Below are 20,030 nucleotides of genomic sequence, written 5' to 3'. Positions count from 1 at the left end.
ACACGGCAGCCACGCTTTTATCGTGACAGATGCGACACTTGCGTTCCACGCGAGCCACCATCCAGGACGAACGGCATGCCCTCCGACCACGTGCACGAACCTTCCGATTCCACACCGCCGCGCCCGCAGCGCGGCCGCCTGCTGCCCGACCGGCATACCGGCACCCGCACCGTGCGCGTGGTGTCCGCCGCCGTGATGTCGTGGTTCGAGCATCGCGCCGCCAGCAAGGGCGCGGCCCTGTCGTTCTACATGCTGTTTTCGATGGCGCCGATCCTGGTGCTGGTGATCTCCATCGCCGGCCTGTTCTTCGGCGCCGAAGCGGCGCGCGGCGAGATCTTTGCCCAGCTCGAAGGGCTGGTCGGGACGCAGGGCGCGGCGGCGATCCAGGAAATCCTTGCCGCCACGCACCGCGCGGGCGGCAGCGGTATCGCGGCGATCATTGCCACCGGCATCCTGTTTGTCGGCGCCACGAGCGCCTTTGCCGAACTCAAGGGCAGCCTCGACGACATCTGGCAGGCGCCGCCGCCGGCGGGCGCGGGCTGGAAAAAACTACTGCGCGCGCGGCTGCTGTCGTTCAGCATCGTGCTGGCGCTGGCCTTCATGCTGCTGGTGTCGCTGATCGTCAACGCCGCGCTGGCGGTGATCAACCGCTTCTGGGGCCAGCTTTGGGCCGCCTCGTGGTTCGCGCCGATCGCGGACGTCATCTCCACGCTGTTCTCGTTCGCGGTCGTGACCGCGCTCTTCGCGGTGATTTTCAAGATGCTGCCGAACGCACGCATCGCCTGGCGCGACGTCACGATGGGCGCGGTCATCACCGCGTTGCTGTTCGCCGTCGGCAAGCGCCTGATCGGCCTGTATCTGGGCAACAGCGCCGTGGCGTCGTCGTACGGCGCGGCCGGTTCGGTCGTGGCGCTGATGCTGTGGGTGTATTACTCGGCGCAGATATTCTTCTTCGGCGCTGAGCTGACGCGCCAGTACGCGCTGCAATTCGGCAGCCTGCGCGGGCACGATCCCGCGCGCCAGAAAGCCGTCGATCCGGCGCATCCCCCGGCCGGGCCCGCGAACCGGTAAAATAGCGCCCCATTCGATCCCGGGACGTTTCCCGGGCCGCTTCCGCTTCCCGGCCCTTTCGTTGCGCCGCCTCATCTGGCTGGCGCCGCCGCACTGCCCGGGCTTGCCATTACCTGACTCCACAAGCCGTGAGTTCGCTCGTTTCCGAAATTGCGCGTCGGCGCACGTTTGCCATCATCTCCCACCCGGACGCGGGTAAGACCACGCTCACCGAAAAGCTGCTCTGGTTTGGCGGCGCCATCCAGGTGGCCGGCGAAGTGCGCGCCCGCAAGGCCGACCGCCACGCCACGTCCGACTGGATGGAACTGGAAAAGCAGCGCGGCATTTCCGTCACGTCGTCGGTGATGCAGTTCCCGTATCAGCCGCGCGCCGAGGCGCAGGAGAACATCGTCAACCTGCTCGACACGCCGGGGCACGAGGACTTTTCCGAAGACACGTACCGTACGCTGACGGCGGTCGATTCGGCCGTGATGGTGATCGACTCCGTCAATGGCGTGGAAGCGCAGACCATCAAGCTGCTCAATGTCTGCCGTCTGCGCGACACGCCGATTCTCACGTTCATCAACAAGCTCGACCGCGAAGGCCGTTCGCCCATCGAGCTGCTCGATGAAATCGAGGACGTGCTGAAGATCCAGTGCGCGCCGATGACCTGGCCGATCGGCATGGGCAAGGCGTTCCGCGGCGTGTATCACATGATCGACGATAAGGTGCAGTTGTTCGATCCGAAGGGCGAAAAGGGAACGTCCGCAATCCTGGACGGCCTGGACAACCCTGAGCTGGACCGCATTCTCGGCTCGCAGGCCGACGAACTGCGCATGGAAATCGAACTGGTGCGTGGCGCGTCGCACACGTTCGACAAGCAAGCATTCCTGTCGGGCAAGCAGACGCCCGTGTACTTCGGCTCAGCCATCAACAACTTCGGCGTGCAGTCGCTGCTCGATGCGCTGTGCGAGCTGTCGCCGCCGCCGCTGGCGCGCCGCACCGAATCGCGCACCGTGGAGCCGCAGGAGGCCAAGTTCACCGGATTCGTGTTTAAGATCCAGGCCAACATGGACCCGCGCCACCGCGACCGCATCGCGTTCGTGCGCGTCTGCTCGGGCCGTTTCGACCGTGGCATGAAACTGCTGCACGTGGCGCAGGGCAAGACCGTGGCGATCAACAACGCCATCACCTTCATGGCGCAGGACCGCAACACGACCGAAGAGGCCTACGCGGGCGACATCATCGGCGTGCCCAACCACGGCACGATCCGGCTGGGCGATGTGTTCACCGAAGGCGAGCCGTTGCGCTTCACGGGCATTCCGTCGTTCGCGCCCGAGTTTTTCCGTCGCGCGCGCCTGAACAACCCGCTCAAGGTCAAGCAGTTGCAGAAGGGTTTGCAGCAGCTGGCCGAGGAAGGCGCCACGCAGATGTTCCGCCCGTTGATGTCCAACGACCTCGTGCTCGGTGCGGTGGGCATGCTGCAGTTCGATGTGGTGGCGCACCGGCTCGAACACGAGTACGGCGTCGACGCGATCTTCGAATCGCATGAATGCGCGACCGCGCGCTGGCTCAAGGGCGATCCGGCCGAGATCGACAAGCTGATCGACAAGAACGGCCACAACGTCGCGCTCGACGGCGCGGGCGATCATGTCTACCTGGCGCCCAGCATGGTGAATCTGCGCCTGACGCAGGAGCGTTTTCCGAATATCCGCTTCCTGGAAACGCGCGAGATCGTCTGATCCGGTCCCGGCCGCAGCCGGAAACCGCATCGCCAAACGAAGCGGCCCGCAACAAGCGGGCCGTTTTTCATGGTGCCGATGGCGCGTCGGAGGCGCTCAATATGCCAGCGACGCCTGGATGTAGAAAGTGCGCGGCATGCCCACATACTTGCCGGAGTTGTTGTCGGTGGAGCGCGTGAAGTAGCGGCGGTCGAACACGTTCTTGACGCCCACCGCCAGCTTCAGATTCTGCGCCGTCTTGCCGAAGTCGTAGCCCAGCCGCAGGTTCATCAGCGCATAGCCGGGAATGTCACCCAGCGCGCCGTTGGCGGATTCCTGCGTTTGATACACGGTCGACGTGGCGGGATCGCCGGGCGAATGCTGCTTCGACTGCGCAAAACCATCGACGTTGAGTGTCCATCGGTTGCGCGCGTATCGCATGCCCAACGTGGCCGTGTGGCGCGAATAGAACGGCAGGTCGCGGCCGGCAAAATTGCCCTGCTGATAGTAGGCGTCGGTGAACGTGTAAGTGGCGTAGGCGCTCAGGCCGGCCAGCGTCTTCGACAGCTTGCCGAAGTCGTAGCGCAGCGCCGATTCGATGCCGCGGTGCGTGGTGGCGCCCAGGTTGGTCCACGCATCGGGTGCGCCGCCCGTGCCGCCGCGCAACTGCAGTTCGTCGTCGAAGTCGATGTTGAACAGCGTCAACTCGCCGCCAAACCCGTTGATGTCGTTGAAGTGCGTGCCGACCTCGTAGGTCTTGGCTTTTTCAGGCGTCAGTCCGTTGGTGGTGGACGCGATCTGGAAGTACTGCAGCGGGCCGAACGACACGCCGGCATTGGCAAAGGCCGTCCAGTTATCGTTAATGTGATACAGCACCGACAGCGACGGCAGCGGCTCGTTGGACGACACGTCGGTGCGCACGTTCGTAAAGCGGTCGGTCAGGTTCGAGCGGATGAACTCGTAGCGCAGGCCCGGCGTGATGGTCCAGTTGCCCCAGTTGATGGTGTCGTCGATATACACCGCGTTGGCCGTGGTGCCGCCCGTGCGCCATTGGTACACCGGCGCCGACAGATCGGGCGCGAACACCGTTCCCGGCGTGTAGTACGCGGTGCGCGTGGCCTTTTCATCGCTGGCTTCGCGCAGGTAGCGATAACCGATGCTGACTTCGTTGCTGACGCTGCCGGTGCGGAACAGCTGCGAATAGCGCGGCTCGAATGCGAACACATGGTAGTTGCGCGGCGCGGTGGTCAGTCGGCGCTGCGCGGCCGTAGCGCCCGTGCCCTGCTGTTCCAGCGTGCTGCCGCGGAAACTGTCGGTGTAGTACGTCAGCACTTCGAACTTGCGATTGGCGTCGTTGTGCGCGTACTTGACCGAGAAATCGCTGCGGCGGCCCGAGAAATCGTCATAGGGACGATCCGACTGGAACGGATTGGCCGCGTACTTCGCGCTGGTCAGTCCGCCCGGCATGCCGGCGTGCGCCTCGTAGTAATGAAACTGGGCCGAGATTGTATCGTTCGGCGTGATCTGGTACGCGCCCTTGAGCATCAGGTCGTCGATGTCGACGTAGTCATTGCTTTCGCGGAAGCCGTTGCCGTGCACGCCCGAATACAGGAAGGCCCCGCCCAGACCCTTGTCGTTGGTGCCGCCGATGAACGCGGTCGGATTGGCCTTGGCGTTGCCACCATGGCTGTAGATGTCGGTTTCGATCGACGCATCGGCCGCAAACGTCTTCGGAATCGCGCGCGAGACGAAGTTGATGATGCCGCCGACGTTCTGCGGGCCATAACGGACCGAACCGGCGCCGCGCACCACATCCACGGCATCGAGATTGCCCAGCGACAGCGGTGCCATCGACAACTGCGGCTGGCCGTACGGCGCCACGGCCAGCGGCACGCCGTCCATCAGGATCGTCGAGCGCGGCGAGAGGCGCGAGGTCAGCCCGCGCACGCCAACGTTCAGCGAAATATCGCTGCCGCCCGTGCCATTGCTTTCCTGTACCTGCACGCCCGGCACGCGGCGCAACACATCGCGCACGTTGTTCGCGCCGCTTTCGGTGAAGGTTTCGCGCTCGACGATGGTCCGTGCGCCCGGATGCTCGAGCACCTTTTCCTCGCTGGGCGCTTCCAGCCAGTTGCCAACCACGGTGACCGCGCTCAGCGAATTGCCGGCGGCAGCGGGGGCCGGCGCAGCGGGCTGGGCGGTCTGGGCTTGCGAGACAGGGGACAGGCAGAGCAGCGCGACGCCGGTCGCGCAGAAGGAAAGTCGAAATGCGGGCAGCACGGTGTAAATCCGGAAAGGCGGAAGGCAAAAAGAAGCGGCGAAGGCGACACCGATATCGGTGATGTCTGACGCACGTTTGCGGCTTTGCGCGCCGACGCGGTGCCTTGTGATGCGCCTGTCGTCCAGTCCGGAGTATAAATAAGAATGATTCGCAACTCCATTCTTGGGCGCGAATTTGTGTCGAGGCTGTGGTATTCATGCATCAATGTAGATACATGGCGCTGTCGGCGTATTGCCGGGGAGTCGGCTAGAATTCCTGACTTTGCCGTTGTACGCGGTTGCGTACATTGCCCGCCTTTGCGCGTCGCCAGACGCTTTCCAGTCTCATGTCATCTGCCCCCGCGCACCCGGCCAATGAGCCGGACACCGTTTTCCGCGATCCCGCTTTCCGGCATTTCTGGTTTGCCCGGCTCTGCACCACCATCGGCTACCAGATCTTCACAGTGGCCGTCGGCTGGCAGATGTACGACCTGACGCGCGATCCATTCATGCTCGGCATGGTCGGTCTGGTGCAGTTCCTGCCGTCGATCGTCTTGATGCTGATGTCGGGCCATGTGGCCGACCGTTTCGATCGTCGCATCATCGTGCGCACCTGCCAGATCGCGGAAGCGGCGATCGCGCTGTCGATGGCCGTGGCCAGCCTGTCGGGCTGGGTGACCAGCGAGCACATCTTTTTCTTCGTCGCCGCGATTGGCGGTTGCCGCGCCTTTGAAACGCCGACGCTGCAGGCGCTGCTGCCCAGCGTGGTCACGCCGCGCATGCTGCCGCGCGCGGTGGCGCTGTCGAGTTCGGCGGCGCAGACCGCCATCATCATCGGCCCCGCGCTGGGCGGCTTCGCGTATGTGGCCGGCCCGGGCGTGGTGTATGCGATCAGCGCCGCGCTGTTCGCCATCGCGGCGGCGCTGGTGTTTACGCTCAAGCTGCGCCAGGCCGCGCAACGGCTGACCGCGCCGGTCAGCGTCAAGACGCTGTTTGCCGGCTTTGCCTATATCCGCAGCCATCAGGTGTTGCTGGGCGCGGTGTCGCTCGATCTGTTCGCGGTGCTGCTCGGCGGCGCCACGGCGCTGTTGCCGATCTACGCGCGCGACATTCTGCATACCGGTCCGTGGGGCCTGGGGCTGCTGCGCTCGTCGCCGGCCATCGGCGCGCTGGTCACTGCGCTGTGGCTGGCGCGGCATCCGCTCAATCGCCGTGTCGGGCGCGTGATGTTCGGCGCGGTGGCGATCTTCGGCGTGGCCACGATGGTGTTCGGCGTGTCGACATGGCTGCCGCTGTCGATGGGCGCGCTGGTGATTCTGGGCGCCTCGGACATGATCAGCGTGGTCGTGCGTCAGACCCTGGTCCAGCTCGACACCCCCGACGACATGCGCGGCCGAGTGGGCGCCGTGAATTCGGTGTTTATCGGCGCCTCGAACCAGCTTGGCGAATTTGAATCGGGCGTCACGGCCGCGCTGCTGGGGCCCGTAGGCGCCGTGCTGCTGGGCGGCGCGGGCACGCTGCTGGTGGTGGCCGCATGGATGAAGCTGTTCCCGCAGCTGACCAATCGCGATCGGCTGCACGATCATCCGGCCGCGCCGCAGCCGTCAGAAAAGGCCGCCGCGGCGCATTGATGCTGCAGGGTGCGTAATCGGCCAGGGCGGTGCTGCCGCCCTTTTTTGCGGCCCAAGCGTACCCGTTTCTGCGTTGCCGCAAGCGGCCCGACGCGCGCCGGCAGCGGCCGAATTGCGCTAGAGTCGCAGCATGCCCATCGCCAGCCGGGCGCCTGCCCCCAGCGCCCCCAATGCTCCCAACGCCGCCGTAAACGTCTCGGCCGCCCCGCACGCCCGTGATGCGGTGGCGTCGGCCGATGGTCCGGCCAGCTCGCCGGCCGCGCAGCCGTTGCACGACAACGCAGTGTTTTCCGCGCTCACCCAGTCGCGTGCGTCGCTCGAACGCGCGTGTGTGCTCGGCGATGGCCTGGGACTCGCGCTCTGGCGCAATCGGCACGACGATACCGCCTACGCGCGTCCCGGCCACCACACGATGTCGATGTATCTCGAAGGCGGCCATGCCACCTATCGGCGCGACGCACCGGATCGCAAGGGCGCGCCGGACCGGCTCTGCGTGCTGCCTGCCGAGCACGAATCGTCATGGCATGTCGGTGGCGACCAGCGCTTTCTGCATCTGTATTTCCAGCCCGAGCATCTGGCCTGGCATTGCGTGCGCGTGCTCGATGCCGAACCGCGCGCACTGCAGTTGCAGGATCGGCTGTTTGCCGAGGATCCGATGTTGGCCGGCCTGTCGCGCCGGCTGGTGATGCTGGACTGGCAGGACATCGACAGCCGCATGATCGGCAACGCGCTTGCGCACGAGGCGGTCACGCATCTGCTGCTGACGCATGGCACGCGCAGGCCGTTGACTCAATGGCGCGGCGGCTTGTCCGGCGCGGTGCGGCGCCGCGTGGCGGACTGGATCGACGCGCATCCGGCGGCCAATCCCACGCTGGGCGAGCTGGCCGCGCTGGCTGATTTGTCCGAATTTCACTTCGCGCGGATGTTCCGCGTGTCCTTCGGCATGCCGCCGCACGCGTGGATCATGCGTGCGCGGCTGGAGCGGGCTCGCGCGCTGCTCGGCAATGCCCGTCTGTCTCTGCACGAAGTGGCGAGCCAGGCCGGGTTTGCTTCCACCAGCCACCTTGGCAACCGGTTTCGCGCCGCATTCGGCATCACGCCGGGGCAGTGGCGCGCGGCGGCAAATTCTTCTGCCGGGTTGTAAGGACTTCACACCGCCCACCGCAGGCCGCCGCATTGTGATGCGCGCAGCGCGCGCCGATCAGATTGGGCCGAGCCGTTATCGGGCAATGCGCCGCGCAGAAACGGGTACGCTTTGGGATTTCCCGGGCCGCTGGCTGGCACGCCCTTCGCAAGTCACGCCCGGTTTGCATCCCGTGGAGTCAACGCATGGACCTGAATTTCATCGATCACGCAAAGCTGGAGGCCACCTGGGCGTATCTGACCCAGTTCGCCATCAGCCAGGGGCTTAACTGCCTGGCCGCGCTGGCGATCCTGATCATCGGCTGGTGGTTGTCGGCGCGCGCCGCGCGCGGGCTGCGTCAGGCGCTGCAGCGCACCCATGTCGACGACACGCTGCGCCCGATGCTGGCCAGCATCGTGCAGTGGATCATCCGCGTGCTGACCGTTGTGCTGGTCCTGTCGCAGTTCGGCGTGCAGACCGCAAGCATCATCGCGATGCTCGGCGCGGCGGGCCTGGCTATCGGCCTCGCGCTGCAGGGCACGCTGCAGAACATCGCCGCCGGGATCATGCTGGTGCTGTTGCGGCCGTTTCGCGTAGGTCAGTACATCGACGCGCAAGGCGTGGCGGGCACCGTGCGCGAGACGGGGCTGTTCATGACGGAGTTGCAGACGTTCGACGGCGTCTGCCTGCGCGTGCCCAACGGCAAGATCTGGGGTAGCGCGATCATGAACTACAGCGAGAACCCGACGCGCCGCATGGACATGGAGGTCACGGTGACCTTCGACAGTCCGATCCAGGCCGGGCTCGACGCACTGGCGGCGATGCTCGACAGCGAGAAGCGCCTGCTTGCCGAGCCGCGGCGTGAAGTCATGGTGGTGCGCTACACGGATCGCGGGGTGACGCTGAACGCGCGCTACTGGACGTCCAACGACGACTTCTGGGCCGTGCAGTTCGCGCTGTTCGCGCGCCTGAAATCGACCGTCGAGAACGCCGGCTGCCGCATCGCCGTGCCGGTGCGGGACGTGCATATGCCTGCCATCGACGATGCCGATGCCGACCCCCGCGACGATGGTGATGGCGATGCCCGCGGCCGCGCCGACGGCTATCGCATCCGTTCGTCGGGGCCGGGCAGGCCAAACTGAGCGATATTTCGCAGGCGCCCTCGCGCATGAGGCGGCGCGTGGGCGCGAAGCGGAAAAAACGTGGGAGAAGGCCCATTTGGCGGCTCCGGGCAGCCGCCAAATGGGCGCAAACCGCGTCGCGCCGCGCACGCAGAAACGGGTACGCTTTCGGGCGCCGCGTAGCGCCTCGCCAGGCTCTTGCCGCAAATACTGTCGCGTCACCCTTCGTCGGCAAACAGTGAACACGCGCCCATTTCCGCCGTGCTCACGTGCGCCCGGAAGCCGCCGAACAGATCGCGTCCCACTCCGTGGCGATTGGCCGAAAGATCGGGAATATCGACCTGGCGCGCGGCCCACTGCGCCTCGTCGACCTTCACCGTCAGCACACCCGCCGGGGCGTCGACACGCACGATGTCACCCGTGCGGACGCGGCCGATCGCGCCACCGGACAGCGCCTCGGGACACACGTGAATCGCCGCCGGCACCTTGCCCGACGCGCCCGACATGCGCCCGTCCGTGACCAGCGCCACATGGAAGCCGCGATCCTGCAGCAACGTCAGCGTCGGCGTCAGCTTGTGCAGCTCCGGCATGCCGCACGCCGCCGGCCCCTGCCACGGCAGCACCGCGACGAAATCGCGCTCGAGTTCGCCGCGCTTGAACGCCGCCAGCACGTCGTCCTGATGCAGGAACACGATGGCCGGCGCTTCGACGATCTGGTTTTCCGGCTTCACGGCCGATGTCTTGATGACGCAGCGGCCGAGCTTGCCATCGAGCACCTTGATGCCGCCATCGGGCGCGAACGGGTTGTCGGCGGGTCGTACGATGGTGTCGTCGAGCGTTTGCGCGGGGCCGTCGGTCCATGTCAGCCGGCCTTCGCGCAGCGTCGGCTCGCGCGTGTAATCGCCCAGGCCGCGGCCCACGATCGTGTTCACGTCGTCATGCAGCAGGCCCAGCGACAGCAGGCCGCGGATCACCAGCGACAAGCCGCCCGCCGCCTGGAACTGGTTCACGTCGGCCTTGCCGTTCGGATACACGCGCGCCAGCAGCGGCACCACGGCGGACAGTTCGTCGAAATCGTCCCACGTCAGCTGGATGCCGGCCACGCGCGCCATTGCGATCAGGTGCAGCGTGTGATTGGTCGACCCGCCTGTCGCCACCAGCCCGACGATGCCGTTGACGAACGCGCGCTCGTCCAGCACCTCGGCAATCGGCATGTAGCGCTCGCCGCCGTGCACCAGGCGCAGCGCCTGACGGGCCGATTCGCGCGTCAGCGCCTCGCGCAGCGGCGTATTCGGGTTGATAAAGGCGGTGCCCGGCAGATGCAGGCCCATGATCTCCATGAGCATCTGATTCGAGTTGGCGGTGCCGTAGAAGGTGCAGGTGCCCGGGCCGTGATAGGACTTCGATTCGGCTTCGAGCAGACCCTGGCGATCGATCTTGCCCTCGGCGAACAGCTGGCGGATGTGGGCCTTTTCCTCGTTGCCCATACCGGTAGTCATCGGGCCGCCCGGCACGAACACGGCGGGCAGATGGCCGAACGACAGCGCGCCCATCACCAGCCCGGGCACGATCTTGTCGCACACGCCCAGACACAGCACGCCGTCGAACATCTGGTGCGACAGCGCCACCGCCGTGGACATGGCGATCACATCGCGCGAAAACAGCGACAGGTCCATGCCGTCCTGGCCTTGCGTCACGCCATCGCACATCGCCGGCGTGCCGCCCGCAAACTGCGCGGTGCCGCCGGCTTCCAGCGCCGCTTCCTTGAGCCATTTCGGAAAGGCTTCCAGCGGCTGGTGCGCGGACAGCATGTCGTTGTAGGCGGACACGATCGCCAGGTTGGGCCGCTCCTGCGCCTTGAGCCTAATCTTGGCGTTGTCGGGCATGGCGGCCACCGCGTGGGCCAGATTCGTGCAGGACAGGTTGCTGCGCTCCACCTTCTGCCCGGCCATGGCGCGGGTGCGATCGAGATAAGCCTGGCGGGTCGGGGCGCTGCGGGTCACGATGCGGGCCGTGACCCGTTCCAGAACGGGATGCGGGGGCATGGGGCTCTCCTGGAGTCGGGTGAGATGTTTTTGCGGGGCGTTGTCTTGCGAGGTGTCGTGTTCAGGGCGCTTGTGCAGCGTAGCCGAAAATCGCGCGCCGCACCGGCGCTGCGCTTGCCTGACGTTGGGATCACCCAATGCGGCGGATGTTCCGCGCAGCCTTCGTGCGGCGCGACGATCTCGCGACGTGTCACGCCGCTGTCACCCGCCGTAGCAACCCGTCTTGCATCCACGCAGAAACGGGTACGCTATTCCGCATGGCGGGATGGGCGCGTGCACAAGGCAAGGCGAGTGACGTAACATGGCCGGACACTTGGCTGGAACTTATACGCCGCCCGCCGGCACTCAGTAGTTGCCGGGGGGCGCCCCCCCATCCCCGCAAGGAGTCCAGGGTGAGCATGCCCGATTTCGACATGGTGCTGTTTGGCGGCACCGGTGACCTGGCGCGGCGCAAGCTGCTGCCGGCCCTTTTTGATGCGCACCGCTGCGGCGTACTGCATCCGTCGGCGCGGATCCTGGCCACCGGGAGCCACGCGCAGACCACCGAGCAATACAAGGCCTCGCTGGAAGATTCCGTGCGGCCGGGTCTGGAGCACGCGCCGCCTGACGCATGGGCATCGTTTCTCGAACGCATCTGCTACGTGCAGGCCGACGCGCGCCAGCCCGCGCACTTCGACGCGCTGGCCGAGAAAGTGCTGTCGCGCAAGCCCGAAGTCGTGGTCTGCTATCTGGCCACGGCGCCGCACATCTTCGTGCCGATTTGCGAACAACTGGGCCGCACCGGTCTGAACACGCCCAATGTGCGCGTGGTGCTGGAAAAACCGCTGGGCCACGATCTCGATTCCTCGGAGGCCATCAACGCCGCCGTCGCCCAGTTCTTCGCGGAAGACCAGATCTACCGGATCGATCACTATCTGGGCAAGGAGTCGGTGCAGAACCTGATGGCGATCCGCTTCGGCAACGCGCTGTTCGAGCCGCTGTGGCGGCGCGAATGGGTGCAGGACGTGCAGATCACCATCGCCGAGGAACTGGGCGTGGAAACGCGCGGCGATTTCTATGACCGCACCGGCGCGCTGCGCGACATGGTGCAGAACCACTTGCTGCAGCTGCTGTGCATGGTGGCGATGGAGCCGCCGGCCAGCCTCAGCGAAGACGCGATCCGCGACGAGAAGATCAAGATCCTCAAGGCGCTCAAACCGATCCAGCCACAGGACGTCGCCGAGAAAACCGTGCGCGGCCAATACCGCGCCGGGGCGATCGGCGGCAAGCCGGTGGTTGGCTATCTGGAAGAGCAGGGCATCGCGCCGGACAGCCGCACCGAAACCTTCGTGGCCGTCAAGGCGGAGATCGCCAACTGGCGCTGGGAAGGCGTGCCGTTCTACCTGCGCACCGGCAAGCGCATGCAGTCGCGCGTGGCCGAGATCGTGGTGCATTTCCGCGACGTGCCGCACGCAATCTTTCCCAAGCCGCTGGGTTTGTCGCCGCAGAACCGGCTGGTCATTCGCCTGCAGCCCGAGGAAAGCATCCGCCTGTATTTCCTGGTCAAGCAGCCGGGCGACACGCTGGAGCTGACGCCCACCTCGCTCGATCTGGACTTTGCCAACTCGTTCAAGAAGCGCCGCGCCGGCGCGTACGAACGCCTGCTGCTTGACGTGATTCGCGGCCGGCTTGGCCTGTTCGTGCGGCGCGATGAACAGGTGCAGGCGTGGCGCTGGGTCGAGCCGATCATCGACACCTGGGACCAGAGCACCGTACCGCCCAAGCCTTACACGGCCGGCACCTGGGGGCCCGCCGCGTCGTCCGCGCTGATGTCGCGCGACAACGCGCTGTGGCACGAGGAAGTCTGAGACGCGGGCACGGGGCCGGCCAATCGGCTATGCCGTCGCGCCCCGGCCCCTTCGCCACCGCCCGCTGCCTTCAGCACATCCCCCGCGCATCGAACACGTAACCCTTCAACCGCTTGTCCACCGCCAGGAGATCGCCATGCGCCAGTTCGAACATGCCACGCCGATGGATCAGGCCGAATCGCTGGCCATCTCGGTGGGCCACGCACTCGATCTCGTCATCAAGGCCAAGGGCTGGGCCGTGCTGGCCGTTTCCGGCGGGAAGTCGCCGCTGCCGATGTTCGAGCGGCTGCGCTATCGGCCGATTCGCTGGGACGCCGTGACCGTGACGCTGGTCGACGAACGCGCCGTGCCGCCCGACCATGCCGACAGCAATGGCGCGCTGGTACGCAACCATTTGCTGCGCGAAGGCGCGGGCGTGGCGGCATGGGTGCCGCTGATCCGTGACGAAGCGGAAGCCGCCGAGCCGCAACGCGCCGTCGCGCGGCTGAACGGCGCATTCCAGCAGCCCGATGTGGTGGTGCTGGGCATGGGCGAGGACGGGCACACCGCGTCGCTGTTTCCCGATGCCCCCGAATTGCAGGACGCGCTGTCCGACCCGACGCCCGCCTATGTCGTGACTCATCCCAGCGTGGCGCCGCATGCGCGCGTGACGCTCAACCTCGCGGCGCTGCTGGCCGCCGAGCGCATGTTCCTGGCCATTTCCGGCGAGAAGAAGGCCGAAGTCCTGGCGCGCGCGCTGCAGGCGCCCACGCCGTCGCTGCCCGTGAGCGTGGTGCTGGCGCGCCATCGCCGCGGCGTAGACATCTTTCGCACCTGAAGACCGATGACCCGCAACGCCTCTGCTTATCCCCGCCTGCTGGCCGATGTCGGCGGCACCAACGTCCGCTTTGCCCTGGAATCCGCGCCGATGCGCATCGGCGAAGTCACCGGCTACAAGGTGGCAGATTTTCCGTCGCTGGAAGCGGCGATGCGCCAGTACCTGCAGGCGCAGCGTGCCGACGCGGTGCGCCATGCGGCCATCGGGCTGGCCAATCCGGTGACCGGCGATCACGTCAAGCTGACCAATCACAACTGGGCCTTTTCGATCGAACAGATGCGTGAGTCGCTGGGACTGACCACGCTGGTGGCGATTAACGATTTCACCTCGCTGGCGCTGGCGTTGCCCTGGCTGCCGCCCGATGCGCTGGCGCTGGTGCGCGCGGGCACGGCCGTACCCACCGCGCCGCGCGCGCTGATTGGCCCGGGCACCGGGCTGGGCGTTTCGGGCCTGGTGCCGGCACCAGGCGGCGGCGCGGTCGCGCTGGCCGGCGAGGGCGGCCATATCGAGATCATGCCGGCCACCGACGACGAATGGATCGCCTGGCGCGCCGCGCATGCAGAGCTTGGACGCGTGTCCGCGGAGCGCCTGCTGTCGGGCGCGGGGCTGTCGCACATCCATGCTGCGCTGTCCGCAGAAATGGGTACGCCCCTGGCCGTACCGCTCGCGCCGGCGCAGGTGACCGAAGGCGCGGTGAAGCACGGCGATGCGCTGTGCCACCGCGCGTTCGACGTGTTCTGCGGCCTGCTGGGATCGGTCGCCGCGGATGTCGCACTGGTGCTGGGCGCGCGCGGCGGCGTGTATATCGGCGGCGGTATCGTGCCGCGCTTCGTCGATGCGTTCCGCGCGTCGCCGTTTTCCGGGCGCTTTGCGGAAAAGGGCCGCATGGGCGCGTATCTGGCCGATATTCCGGTCCACGTGATCACGGCCGAATTTCCCGCGCTGCCGGGCTTGGCGCGCGCGCTGGCCGACCGGCTCGAAGGCGACATGCGCCACGTCCATCCCTGAACGACGACATCATGCGTGTATTGCTGGTCGAAGACGACGCCATGATTGGCGAAAGCGTGAAGCTGGCGCTGCGCCAGGAAGGCTTTACCGTGGACTGGGTGACAGATGGCGACGCGGGGCTCGAAGCCGCGTCCGATCAGCACGGTCCGCGCGCCGACGGCGGCTATGACCTGGTGCTGTTGGATCTGGGTTTGCCGCGTCGCTCCGGGCTCGACGTCCTCAAGACGCTGCGCGCGCGCAACGTGCGCACGCCGGTGTTGATCGTCACCGCGCGCGACGCCGTGTCGGACCGCGTGGCCGGTCTCAACGCCGGCGCGGACGACTACGTGATCAAGCCGTTCGATCTGCAGGAATTGGTGGCGCGCATGCATGCAATGGTCCGCCGCGCCGAGGGCCGCGCGGAGCCCGTGCTGCGCTACGGCGATATCGTGCTCAACCCGGCCACGCGCGAGGCCACGCAGGGCGGCGCGCCGGTACGGCTGTCGGCGCGCGAATACGCGCTGCTGTCGGCGCTGATGGCCCGTCCTGGCAAGGTGTGGTCGGTGGCGCAGTTGCAGGAGCGGCTCTATGGCTGGGACGACGAGGTGGGCAGCAACACGGTGGAGGTCTATATCCACGCGCTGCGCCGCAAGTTCGGCGCGGCGCTGATCCGCAACATCCGCGGCGTCGGCTATCTGATTCCGCAGCGCGACGCCGCCGCCGAGGGCACGCAAGGGGCCGCCGACTGATGCGATCGATCCAACGTACGTTGCTCTGGTGGCTGGCGGCGGGCCTGGCGGCCGGCATCGCGGTGGCCACCGCGCTGATCTATGGCCAGGCGCGACAGGAAGCCAACGCGCTGTTCGACTACCAGATGAAGCAGGTGGCCGCCGCGCTGCCCAGCCAGTTTTCCGCGCCCGTGGCGCCGCAGTTCGACGCCGGCAGCGGCGCCGGTGCGGATCTGCTGCATGCCGATGAAGACGTGGTGATTCATATCTGGGATGGCTCGGGGCGCAGCCTATACCTGTCGCACTCGCATCCGGTGTTGCCGCCGCGCGCGGAGCTGGGCTTTTCCGATGCGCGCACTGAATCGGGCGAATGGCGCATCTACAGCGTGCAGCTGGGGCCGGCCGTCGTGCAGATCGCCCAGCCGATGAGCGCGCGCCGCACGCTGGCCGCGCACATGGCGCTGCGCACCGTGGCGCCGCTGCTGCTGTTGCTGCCGCTGCTGGGCTGGCTGGTGTGGCTGGCGGTGGGTCGCGGCTTGCGGCCATTGCGCGAGATCGCCACCGAAGTGCGGCTGCGCGACGCCAACACGCTGGCGCCGCTGGCCGTGCGCGACATGCCCGACGAGATCGCGCCGCTGTCCGATGCGCTCAATCAATTGCTGGCGCGACTGTCGCACGCCATCGACACGCAACGCGCTTTCGTGGCCGACGCCGCGCACGCGTTGCGCACGCCGTTGACGGCGCTGCAACTGCAGGCCCAACTGGTGGAACGCGCGGATAGCGCAGCGACGCGCCAGCAGGCCGTGGCGCAATTGCGGCAGGGACTCGAGCGCATTACGCATCTGGTGGCGCAGTTGCTGACGCTGGCGCGCCAGGAGCCCGGCGCCGCGCCGCCGCCGCACGAACCGGTGGACCTGCGCGCGCTGGCGGGCGATGTGGTGGCCCAGATGTCGCAGGCGGCGCTCGATCGCGACATCGACCTGGGACTGGAGGACACCGGCCCGGAACCCGTCACGGTGCGTGGTGACGCCGATGCGCTGCGCATCCTGCTGACAAATCTGATCGACAACGCGCTGGCCTATATTCCGCGCGGCGGCCGGATCGACGTGCAAGTAGCGCACACCGCTGACGGCGTGGAACTGGTGGTGGCCGACAACGGCCCGGGCATCCCGGCCGCCGAGCGTGCGCGCGTGTTCGACCGGTTTTATCGCGCGCCCGATGCGCCCACCGGCGGCAGCGGACTCGGGCTGGCCATCGTCGCCGAAGTGGCGCAGTCCCACGGCGCGCGCGTGGCGCTGGAAGACGCGGCGCCCGGGCTGCGCGTGCGGGTGGTCTTTCCGGCCGCGGCACAGGCGGATGCCTAGGCGCGGATTCGGGCGGATTCCCGCGGCGCTTTAGCGATTGTTAGTCGATCCCCAGCGAACAGCCTGGCGGGACAGCCGGACATGCCTAGAGCACCGGCGCCACCAGTGGGGCGCCGGTAAAGTGCCGGCGCGCGTTCTCGATGAACTGGTTCACCGACGCCAGCACTGCCTCCGGCGACCAGCCCGCCACATGCGGCGTGAGCACGACGTTAGGACAATCGAACAGTTCGACGGGTGGCGCCGGTTCGCTTTCGTAGACATCGAGGCCCGCGCCGCCCAACGCGCCCGCGCGCAGCGCATCGGCCAGCGCGGCCGTGTTGACCACGCTGCCGCGCGCGATATTCACCAGATAGCCGTGCGGCCCCAGCGCGCGCAGCACGGCGGTATCGACCATATGGCGCGTCTGCGCGCCGCCCGGCGTGGCCACGACGAGGTAGTCGGCCCATTCGGCCAGCGCCATCAAATCGGGGAAGTAGCGAAACGGCACGTCCGCGCGCGGCTTGCGGTTGTGATAGCCGATCTCCAGATCGAAGCCTTGCCCCCGCTGCGCGATGCGCCGACCAATCGTGCCCAGCCCGACGATGCCCAGGCGTTTGCCGGACACGTTGGGCGGCAGCGGGATCGTATTGCGCCAGACGCCGTCGCGCGTGGCGCGATCGAGCGTCGGCACGCGGCGTACCGTCGCCAGCAACAGCGCCATGGCGTGGTCCGCCACACAACTGTCATTGGTGCCGGCGCCATTGCCCACGGCGATGCCGCGCGCCTTGCAGGCGGCGATGTCGATGTTCTCGTAGCCCGCGCCAAGCGCGCACACCAGCTCCAGCTGCGGCATCGCATCGATTTCCGCGGCGGTGATGCCGGTGGTGCCGTTGGTCAGCACGGCGCGGAATTTCTTGCCATTCACGGCGATCTCGATGGCGCGGCCTTCGGGTCCGGGCGCATAGAAGACGTCGAAGTGGTGGGAGATAAGGACGATGTGATCCGGTTCGAGCTGAACCATGACGAGCAAGGCGGGCTTCATGATGTGACAGTACTGAGGCGAGGCAGGTTGGGAGGGTTTGCCGGCGGCCGACGCCACATTCTATGCCCGCCGCGCCATGCGCCGGGCAACGGCGTTGCATGTTCCGGGCGATTATCAAAGCCGGCGTCAGGGGCGTGACGCGCCGTCCCGGGCTGATTCGACAGCGCGTGCGGCGCACGCAGAAACGGGTACGCTCGATGACGCTCTGCGATTGCGGCGTGCTTCGTCGAGCGGACCGCGCGCGGAGTGCCGACGACCGGATCGCGGCCGGTCGCGCCCGGCTGCCGCGGCGTAAGGACAGGCGCCGCGCGGGATAGCCGGCTTTATTCCCAAACGGATGCGCCACCGCCGCGCAATCGGCACCCATTTGGAACGGCGGTGCGATGGCGCGCAATTCGAGATGGGTGAATGACGCAGAAATGGGTACGCTTGCAGCGTTGCGGCATGTCGTCGGCCGCAGAATTCGCGGCTTCCATGTTCGATCCCCTCAGGCCCATTTCATGTCGACTCTGACCCGTCAATCGCCCCGCTGGCTGCCCGCGCCCGATACATGGCAGTACCACTTGCTGCTTGGCGCGGCGGGCATGCTGGTGCTCGGTCCGCTCGGTTGCGTGGCGGCCGCGTACATGAATTTCTCGCTCGGGTTCTTTGTCGGCGGACAAGTTCTGGCCGGCATTCTTGGCTCGGCGGTCACCGCGGGCTACGGCGCGGCGGGTCGACACGGCGCCAACTACATCCAGACCGCCGCCGCGTCGGTGGCCGGCATGGGCGGCATGGTGGTGGTGATCCAGGCGATGGGTTGGATGGGCATGCCGGAGCCGCCGGTCTGGCAACTGGTCGGCTACATGCTCTGCATCGGCATGTACGGGGTTGGCGTGGGCATGCTGTACACGCCGCTGCTGGTCGATCGCATGCAGCTGACGTTTCCGTCCGGGCTGGCGGTGGCCAATATCCTGCGCGCGCTGACCGATCCGGTGCTGCTGCGCCGGGCGATTGCGCGGCTGGCTGGCGGTGTCGGACTGGGTGTACTGGCCGGCGTGGGCGCGACGCGCGTGGCCTGGCTGGGCGCCATCGACTTGTCGGCGTCGACGTTCGGCGCGGGCATGATCGTCGGCGCGCGCATCGGTATCGCGGCGCTGGTTGGCGGTTTGGTGGGCTGGGCGCTGACGCCGTGGTTTGTCTCGATTGGCTGGCTGTCGCCCGGCGATCCGTATCGCAAGATCACCTTCCTGTTTGCGCTCGGCATGATCATGGGGGCGGCCGCCATCGACGTGTCGCTACTACTGGCGCGCGCTTGGCGAGCGCGGCTGAGCACGGCCGCGCGCCCGGCTGGCATGCCGCAGCGCTGGATCGTCGCGTGGGTGGTGGTGTGGGGCGTCGCGGTGGTGGCGGCCGGCGTGGCATGGTTCGGCCAACCGGTCGGCTACCAGTCCATGGCCGTGGTGCTGGTGTTGATCTTCGCGCTGGTCAACGGCATCTCGGTCGGCATGGTCGACCAGAATCCGATTTCCTCCGCGTTTGTGCTGAGCGTGATCCTGATGGCCGCCGCGGGACTGCGCGCGCCGCAGATCGGATTGATCGCTGCGACGGTGCTGCTGGTGTCCACTGCCCAGGCCTGCGACATGCAGCAGGATCGCTCGACGGGCTGGCGTCTGGGCACGGACCGGATGGTGCAGTTCGGCTATCAGGCGATGGGCATCGTGGCCGGCGCGGTGCTGGCCGTGGCGCTCGCACGGCTGTTCATGGACGCCTATCCGGTGTTGCGACTGGACCAGACAGTGCTGCCCGCCGACCAGCAACCGGCGCGCTGGACATCCGCGATGACGTACAAGATCGTCGGCGCATTGCGCAGCATGACCGAGGATCGCCCGTACCAGCGGCTGGCCGTGTGGATCGGGCTGGCCATCGGACTGGTGACCGAAGTCCTGCGCAAGGCGATCCGCGCATCGGCGCGTTATCGACGGTTTGCCGCGCAGGGCCGCATCGGCAAGACGTGCGATTTCCTGCTCGATGCGGTACTGCTGCCTTCGCCGTATGCGTCGTCGTTTGGCGGCTTCGTCAATCTGGCGGCGTCGGGGTGGATGGCGGCGGGCGGCGTGGTGGCCAGCGTGGTCGAGTGGCGGTCCCGTGCGCTGGCCGATGGGCGCGCTCGCGGCGCTGATACGCGCGTTGACCAGCACGCGCTGCCCGACGACATGAGCACGACGTCGCTGGTGGGCGGCGGACTGATTGCCGGCGACGCGCTGGCGGCGCTCGGTTTTGGCATCGCGGGGCTGCTGGCGGTTGTGCGCTAGACCCGCGCGCGTTTCGCCCCGC

Annotated in this window: 14 protein-coding genes; 11 read left to right on the top strand and 3 right to left on the bottom strand. The window is 67.2% G+C overall.

What is annotated here, in order from left to right; translation table 11 throughout:
* Positions 1 to 75 precede the first annotated feature (75 nt).
* Together AC1RKI_RS23930 and AC1RKI_RS23925 are read left to right on the top strand one after the other, a co-directional pair.
* On the top strand, positions 76 to 1,071 hold the full coding sequence (locus AC1RKI_RS23930) for a YihY/virulence factor BrkB family protein (RefSeq protein ID WP_061955657.1): 996 nt from the start codon (positions 76 to 78) through the stop codon (positions 1,069 to 1,071).
* A gap of 128 nt (positions 1,072 to 1,199) precedes the next feature.
* Positions 1,200 to 2,792: a peptide chain release factor 3 gene (locus AC1RKI_RS23925; protein WP_061955659.1), complete on the top strand. Its 1,593-nt coding sequence runs from the start codon at positions 1,200 to 1,202 to the stop codon at positions 2,790 to 2,792.
* 96 nt (positions 2,793 to 2,888) lie between these two features.
* Here AC1RKI_RS23925 and AC1RKI_RS23920 read toward each other — a convergent pair whose 3' ends face one another.
* Positions 2,889 to 5,051: a TonB-dependent receptor family protein gene (locus AC1RKI_RS23920; RefSeq protein WP_227460556.1), complete on the bottom strand. Its 2,163-nt coding sequence runs from the start codon at positions 5,049 to 5,051 to the stop codon at positions 2,889 to 2,891.
* A gap of 326 nt (positions 5,052 to 5,377) precedes the next feature.
* Between AC1RKI_RS23920 and AC1RKI_RS23915 the strand changes: the two genes are divergently transcribed.
* The 3 genes from AC1RKI_RS23915 (at position 5,378) to AC1RKI_RS23905 (ending at position 8,926) form a co-directional block, all read left to right on the top strand.
* Entirely contained in the window at positions 5,378 to 6,661 is a 1,284-nt protein-coding gene (locus tag AC1RKI_RS23915; protein ID WP_227460557.1) for an MFS transporter, read from the top strand.
* Positions 6,662 to 6,791: 130 nt separating this feature from the next.
* Positions 6,792 to 7,805 (top strand): helix-turn-helix domain-containing protein, encoded by a 1,014-nt coding sequence (locus tag AC1RKI_RS23910; RefSeq protein WP_492797773.1) that lies wholly within the window; start codon positions 6,792 to 6,794, stop codon positions 7,803 to 7,805.
* A gap of 185 nt (positions 7,806 to 7,990) precedes the next feature.
* Complete coding sequence (locus AC1RKI_RS23905; protein ID WP_084003929.1) at positions 7,991 to 8,926, top strand: mechanosensitive ion channel family protein; 936 nt, start codon at positions 7,991 to 7,993, stop codon at positions 8,924 to 8,926.
* A gap of 197 nt (positions 8,927 to 9,123) precedes the next feature.
* Here the strand turns inward: AC1RKI_RS23905 and edd are convergent, their stop codons facing one another.
* Positions 9,124 to 10,950: a phosphogluconate dehydratase gene (gene edd / locus AC1RKI_RS23900; protein ID WP_244788456.1), complete on the bottom strand. Its 1,827-nt coding sequence runs from the start codon at positions 10,948 to 10,950 to the stop codon at positions 9,124 to 9,126.
* Positions 10,951 to 11,348: 398 nt separating this feature from the next.
* Here edd and zwf point away from each other — a divergent pair, with 398 nt between their 5' ends.
* The 5 genes from zwf to AC1RKI_RS23875 all read left to right on the top strand — a co-directional run bounded on the left by zwf (position 11,349) and on the right by AC1RKI_RS23875 (position 16,693).
* Positions 11,349 to 12,797 (top strand): glucose-6-phosphate dehydrogenase, encoded by a 1,449-nt coding sequence (gene zwf, locus AC1RKI_RS23895; RefSeq protein WP_150981809.1) that lies wholly within the window; start codon positions 11,349 to 11,351, stop codon positions 12,795 to 12,797.
* Positions 12,798 to 12,933: 136 nt separating this feature from the next.
* On the top strand, positions 12,934 to 13,614 hold the full coding sequence (gene pgl / locus AC1RKI_RS23890) for a 6-phosphogluconolactonase (protein WP_061955668.1): 681 nt from the start codon (positions 12,934 to 12,936) through the stop codon (positions 13,612 to 13,614).
* Between the two features lie 6 nt (positions 13,615 to 13,620).
* The gene (locus AC1RKI_RS23885) at positions 13,621 to 14,622 is read left to right on the top strand and encodes a glucokinase (RefSeq protein WP_492797776.1); all 1,002 of its coding nucleotides are present in this window, start codon (positions 13,621 to 13,623) and stop codon (positions 14,620 to 14,622) included.
* Between the two features lie 11 nt (positions 14,623 to 14,633).
* Entirely contained in the window at positions 14,634 to 15,350 is a 717-nt protein-coding gene (locus AC1RKI_RS23880) for a response regulator transcription factor (protein WP_150979678.1), read from the top strand.
* Positions 15,350 to 16,693, top strand: coding sequence for a sensor histidine kinase (locus AC1RKI_RS23875; protein ID WP_492797778.1), 1,344 nt, complete (start codon positions 15,350 to 15,352; stop codon positions 16,691 to 16,693). Before AC1RKI_RS23880 ends, AC1RKI_RS23875 begins: the two co-directional genes overlap by 1 nt.
* A gap of 85 nt (positions 16,694 to 16,778) precedes the next feature.
* Here the strand turns inward: AC1RKI_RS23875 and AC1RKI_RS23870 are convergent, their stop codons facing one another.
* Positions 16,779 to 17,714, bottom strand: coding sequence for a 2-hydroxyacid dehydrogenase (locus AC1RKI_RS23870; RefSeq protein WP_227460561.1), 936 nt, complete (start codon positions 17,712 to 17,714; stop codon positions 16,779 to 16,781).
* 500 nt (positions 17,715 to 18,214) lie between these two features.
* Between AC1RKI_RS23870 and AC1RKI_RS23865 the strand changes: the two genes are divergently transcribed.
* Positions 18,215 to 20,008 (top strand): OPT/YSL family transporter, encoded by a 1,794-nt coding sequence (locus tag AC1RKI_RS23865; RefSeq protein ID WP_492797780.1) that lies wholly within the window; start codon positions 18,215 to 18,217, stop codon positions 20,006 to 20,008.
* The last annotated feature ends 22 nt before the right edge of the window (positions 20,009 to 20,030 follow it).

The sequence above is a fragment of the Cupriavidus sp. GW822-FHT06G04 genome, from assembly GCF_058799075.1.
Note: the sequence above shows the minus strand (reverse complement) of the source record. Positions and strands in the feature narration are given on the sequence as shown.

Excerpts from the sequence above, each read along its gene's own strand:
- AC1RKI_RS23930 (WP_061955657.1), top strand. The coding sequence starts at position 76 with ATGCCCTCCGACCACGTGCACGAACCTTCCGATTCCACACCGCCGCGC.
- AC1RKI_RS23915 (WP_227460557.1), top strand. The coding sequence starts at position 5,378 with ATGTCATCTGCCCCCGCGCACCCGGCCAATGAGCCGGACACCGTTTTC.
- AC1RKI_RS23910 (WP_492797773.1), top strand. The coding sequence starts at position 6,792 with ATGCCCATCGCCAGCCGGGCGCCTGCCCCCAGCGCCCCCAATGCTCCC.
- AC1RKI_RS23905 (WP_084003929.1), top strand. The coding sequence starts at position 7,991 with ATGGACCTGAATTTCATCGATCACGCAAAGCTGGAGGCCACCTGGGCG.
- edd (WP_244788456.1), bottom strand. The coding sequence starts at position 10,950 with ATGCCCCCGCATCCCGTTCTGGAACGGGTCACGGCCCGCATCGTGACC.
- zwf (WP_150981809.1), top strand. The coding sequence starts at position 11,349 with ATGCCCGATTTCGACATGGTGCTGTTTGGCGGCACCGGTGACCTGGCG.
- pgl (WP_061955668.1), top strand. The coding sequence starts at position 12,934 with ATGCGCCAGTTCGAACATGCCACGCCGATGGATCAGGCCGAATCGCTG.
- AC1RKI_RS23885 (WP_492797776.1), top strand. The coding sequence starts at position 13,621 with ATGACCCGCAACGCCTCTGCTTATCCCCGCCTGCTGGCCGATGTCGGC.
- AC1RKI_RS23880 (WP_150979678.1), top strand. The coding sequence starts at position 14,634 with ATGCGTGTATTGCTGGTCGAAGACGACGCCATGATTGGCGAAAGCGTG.
- AC1RKI_RS23875 (WP_492797778.1), top strand. The coding sequence starts at position 15,350 with ATGCGATCGATCCAACGTACGTTGCTCTGGTGGCTGGCGGCGGGCCTG.
- AC1RKI_RS23870 (WP_227460561.1), bottom strand. The coding sequence starts at position 17,714 with ATGAAGCCCGCCTTGCTCGTCATGGTTCAGCTCGAACCGGATCACATC.
- AC1RKI_RS23865 (WP_492797780.1), top strand. The coding sequence starts at position 18,215 with ATGTCGACTCTGACCCGTCAATCGCCCCGCTGGCTGCCCGCGCCCGAT.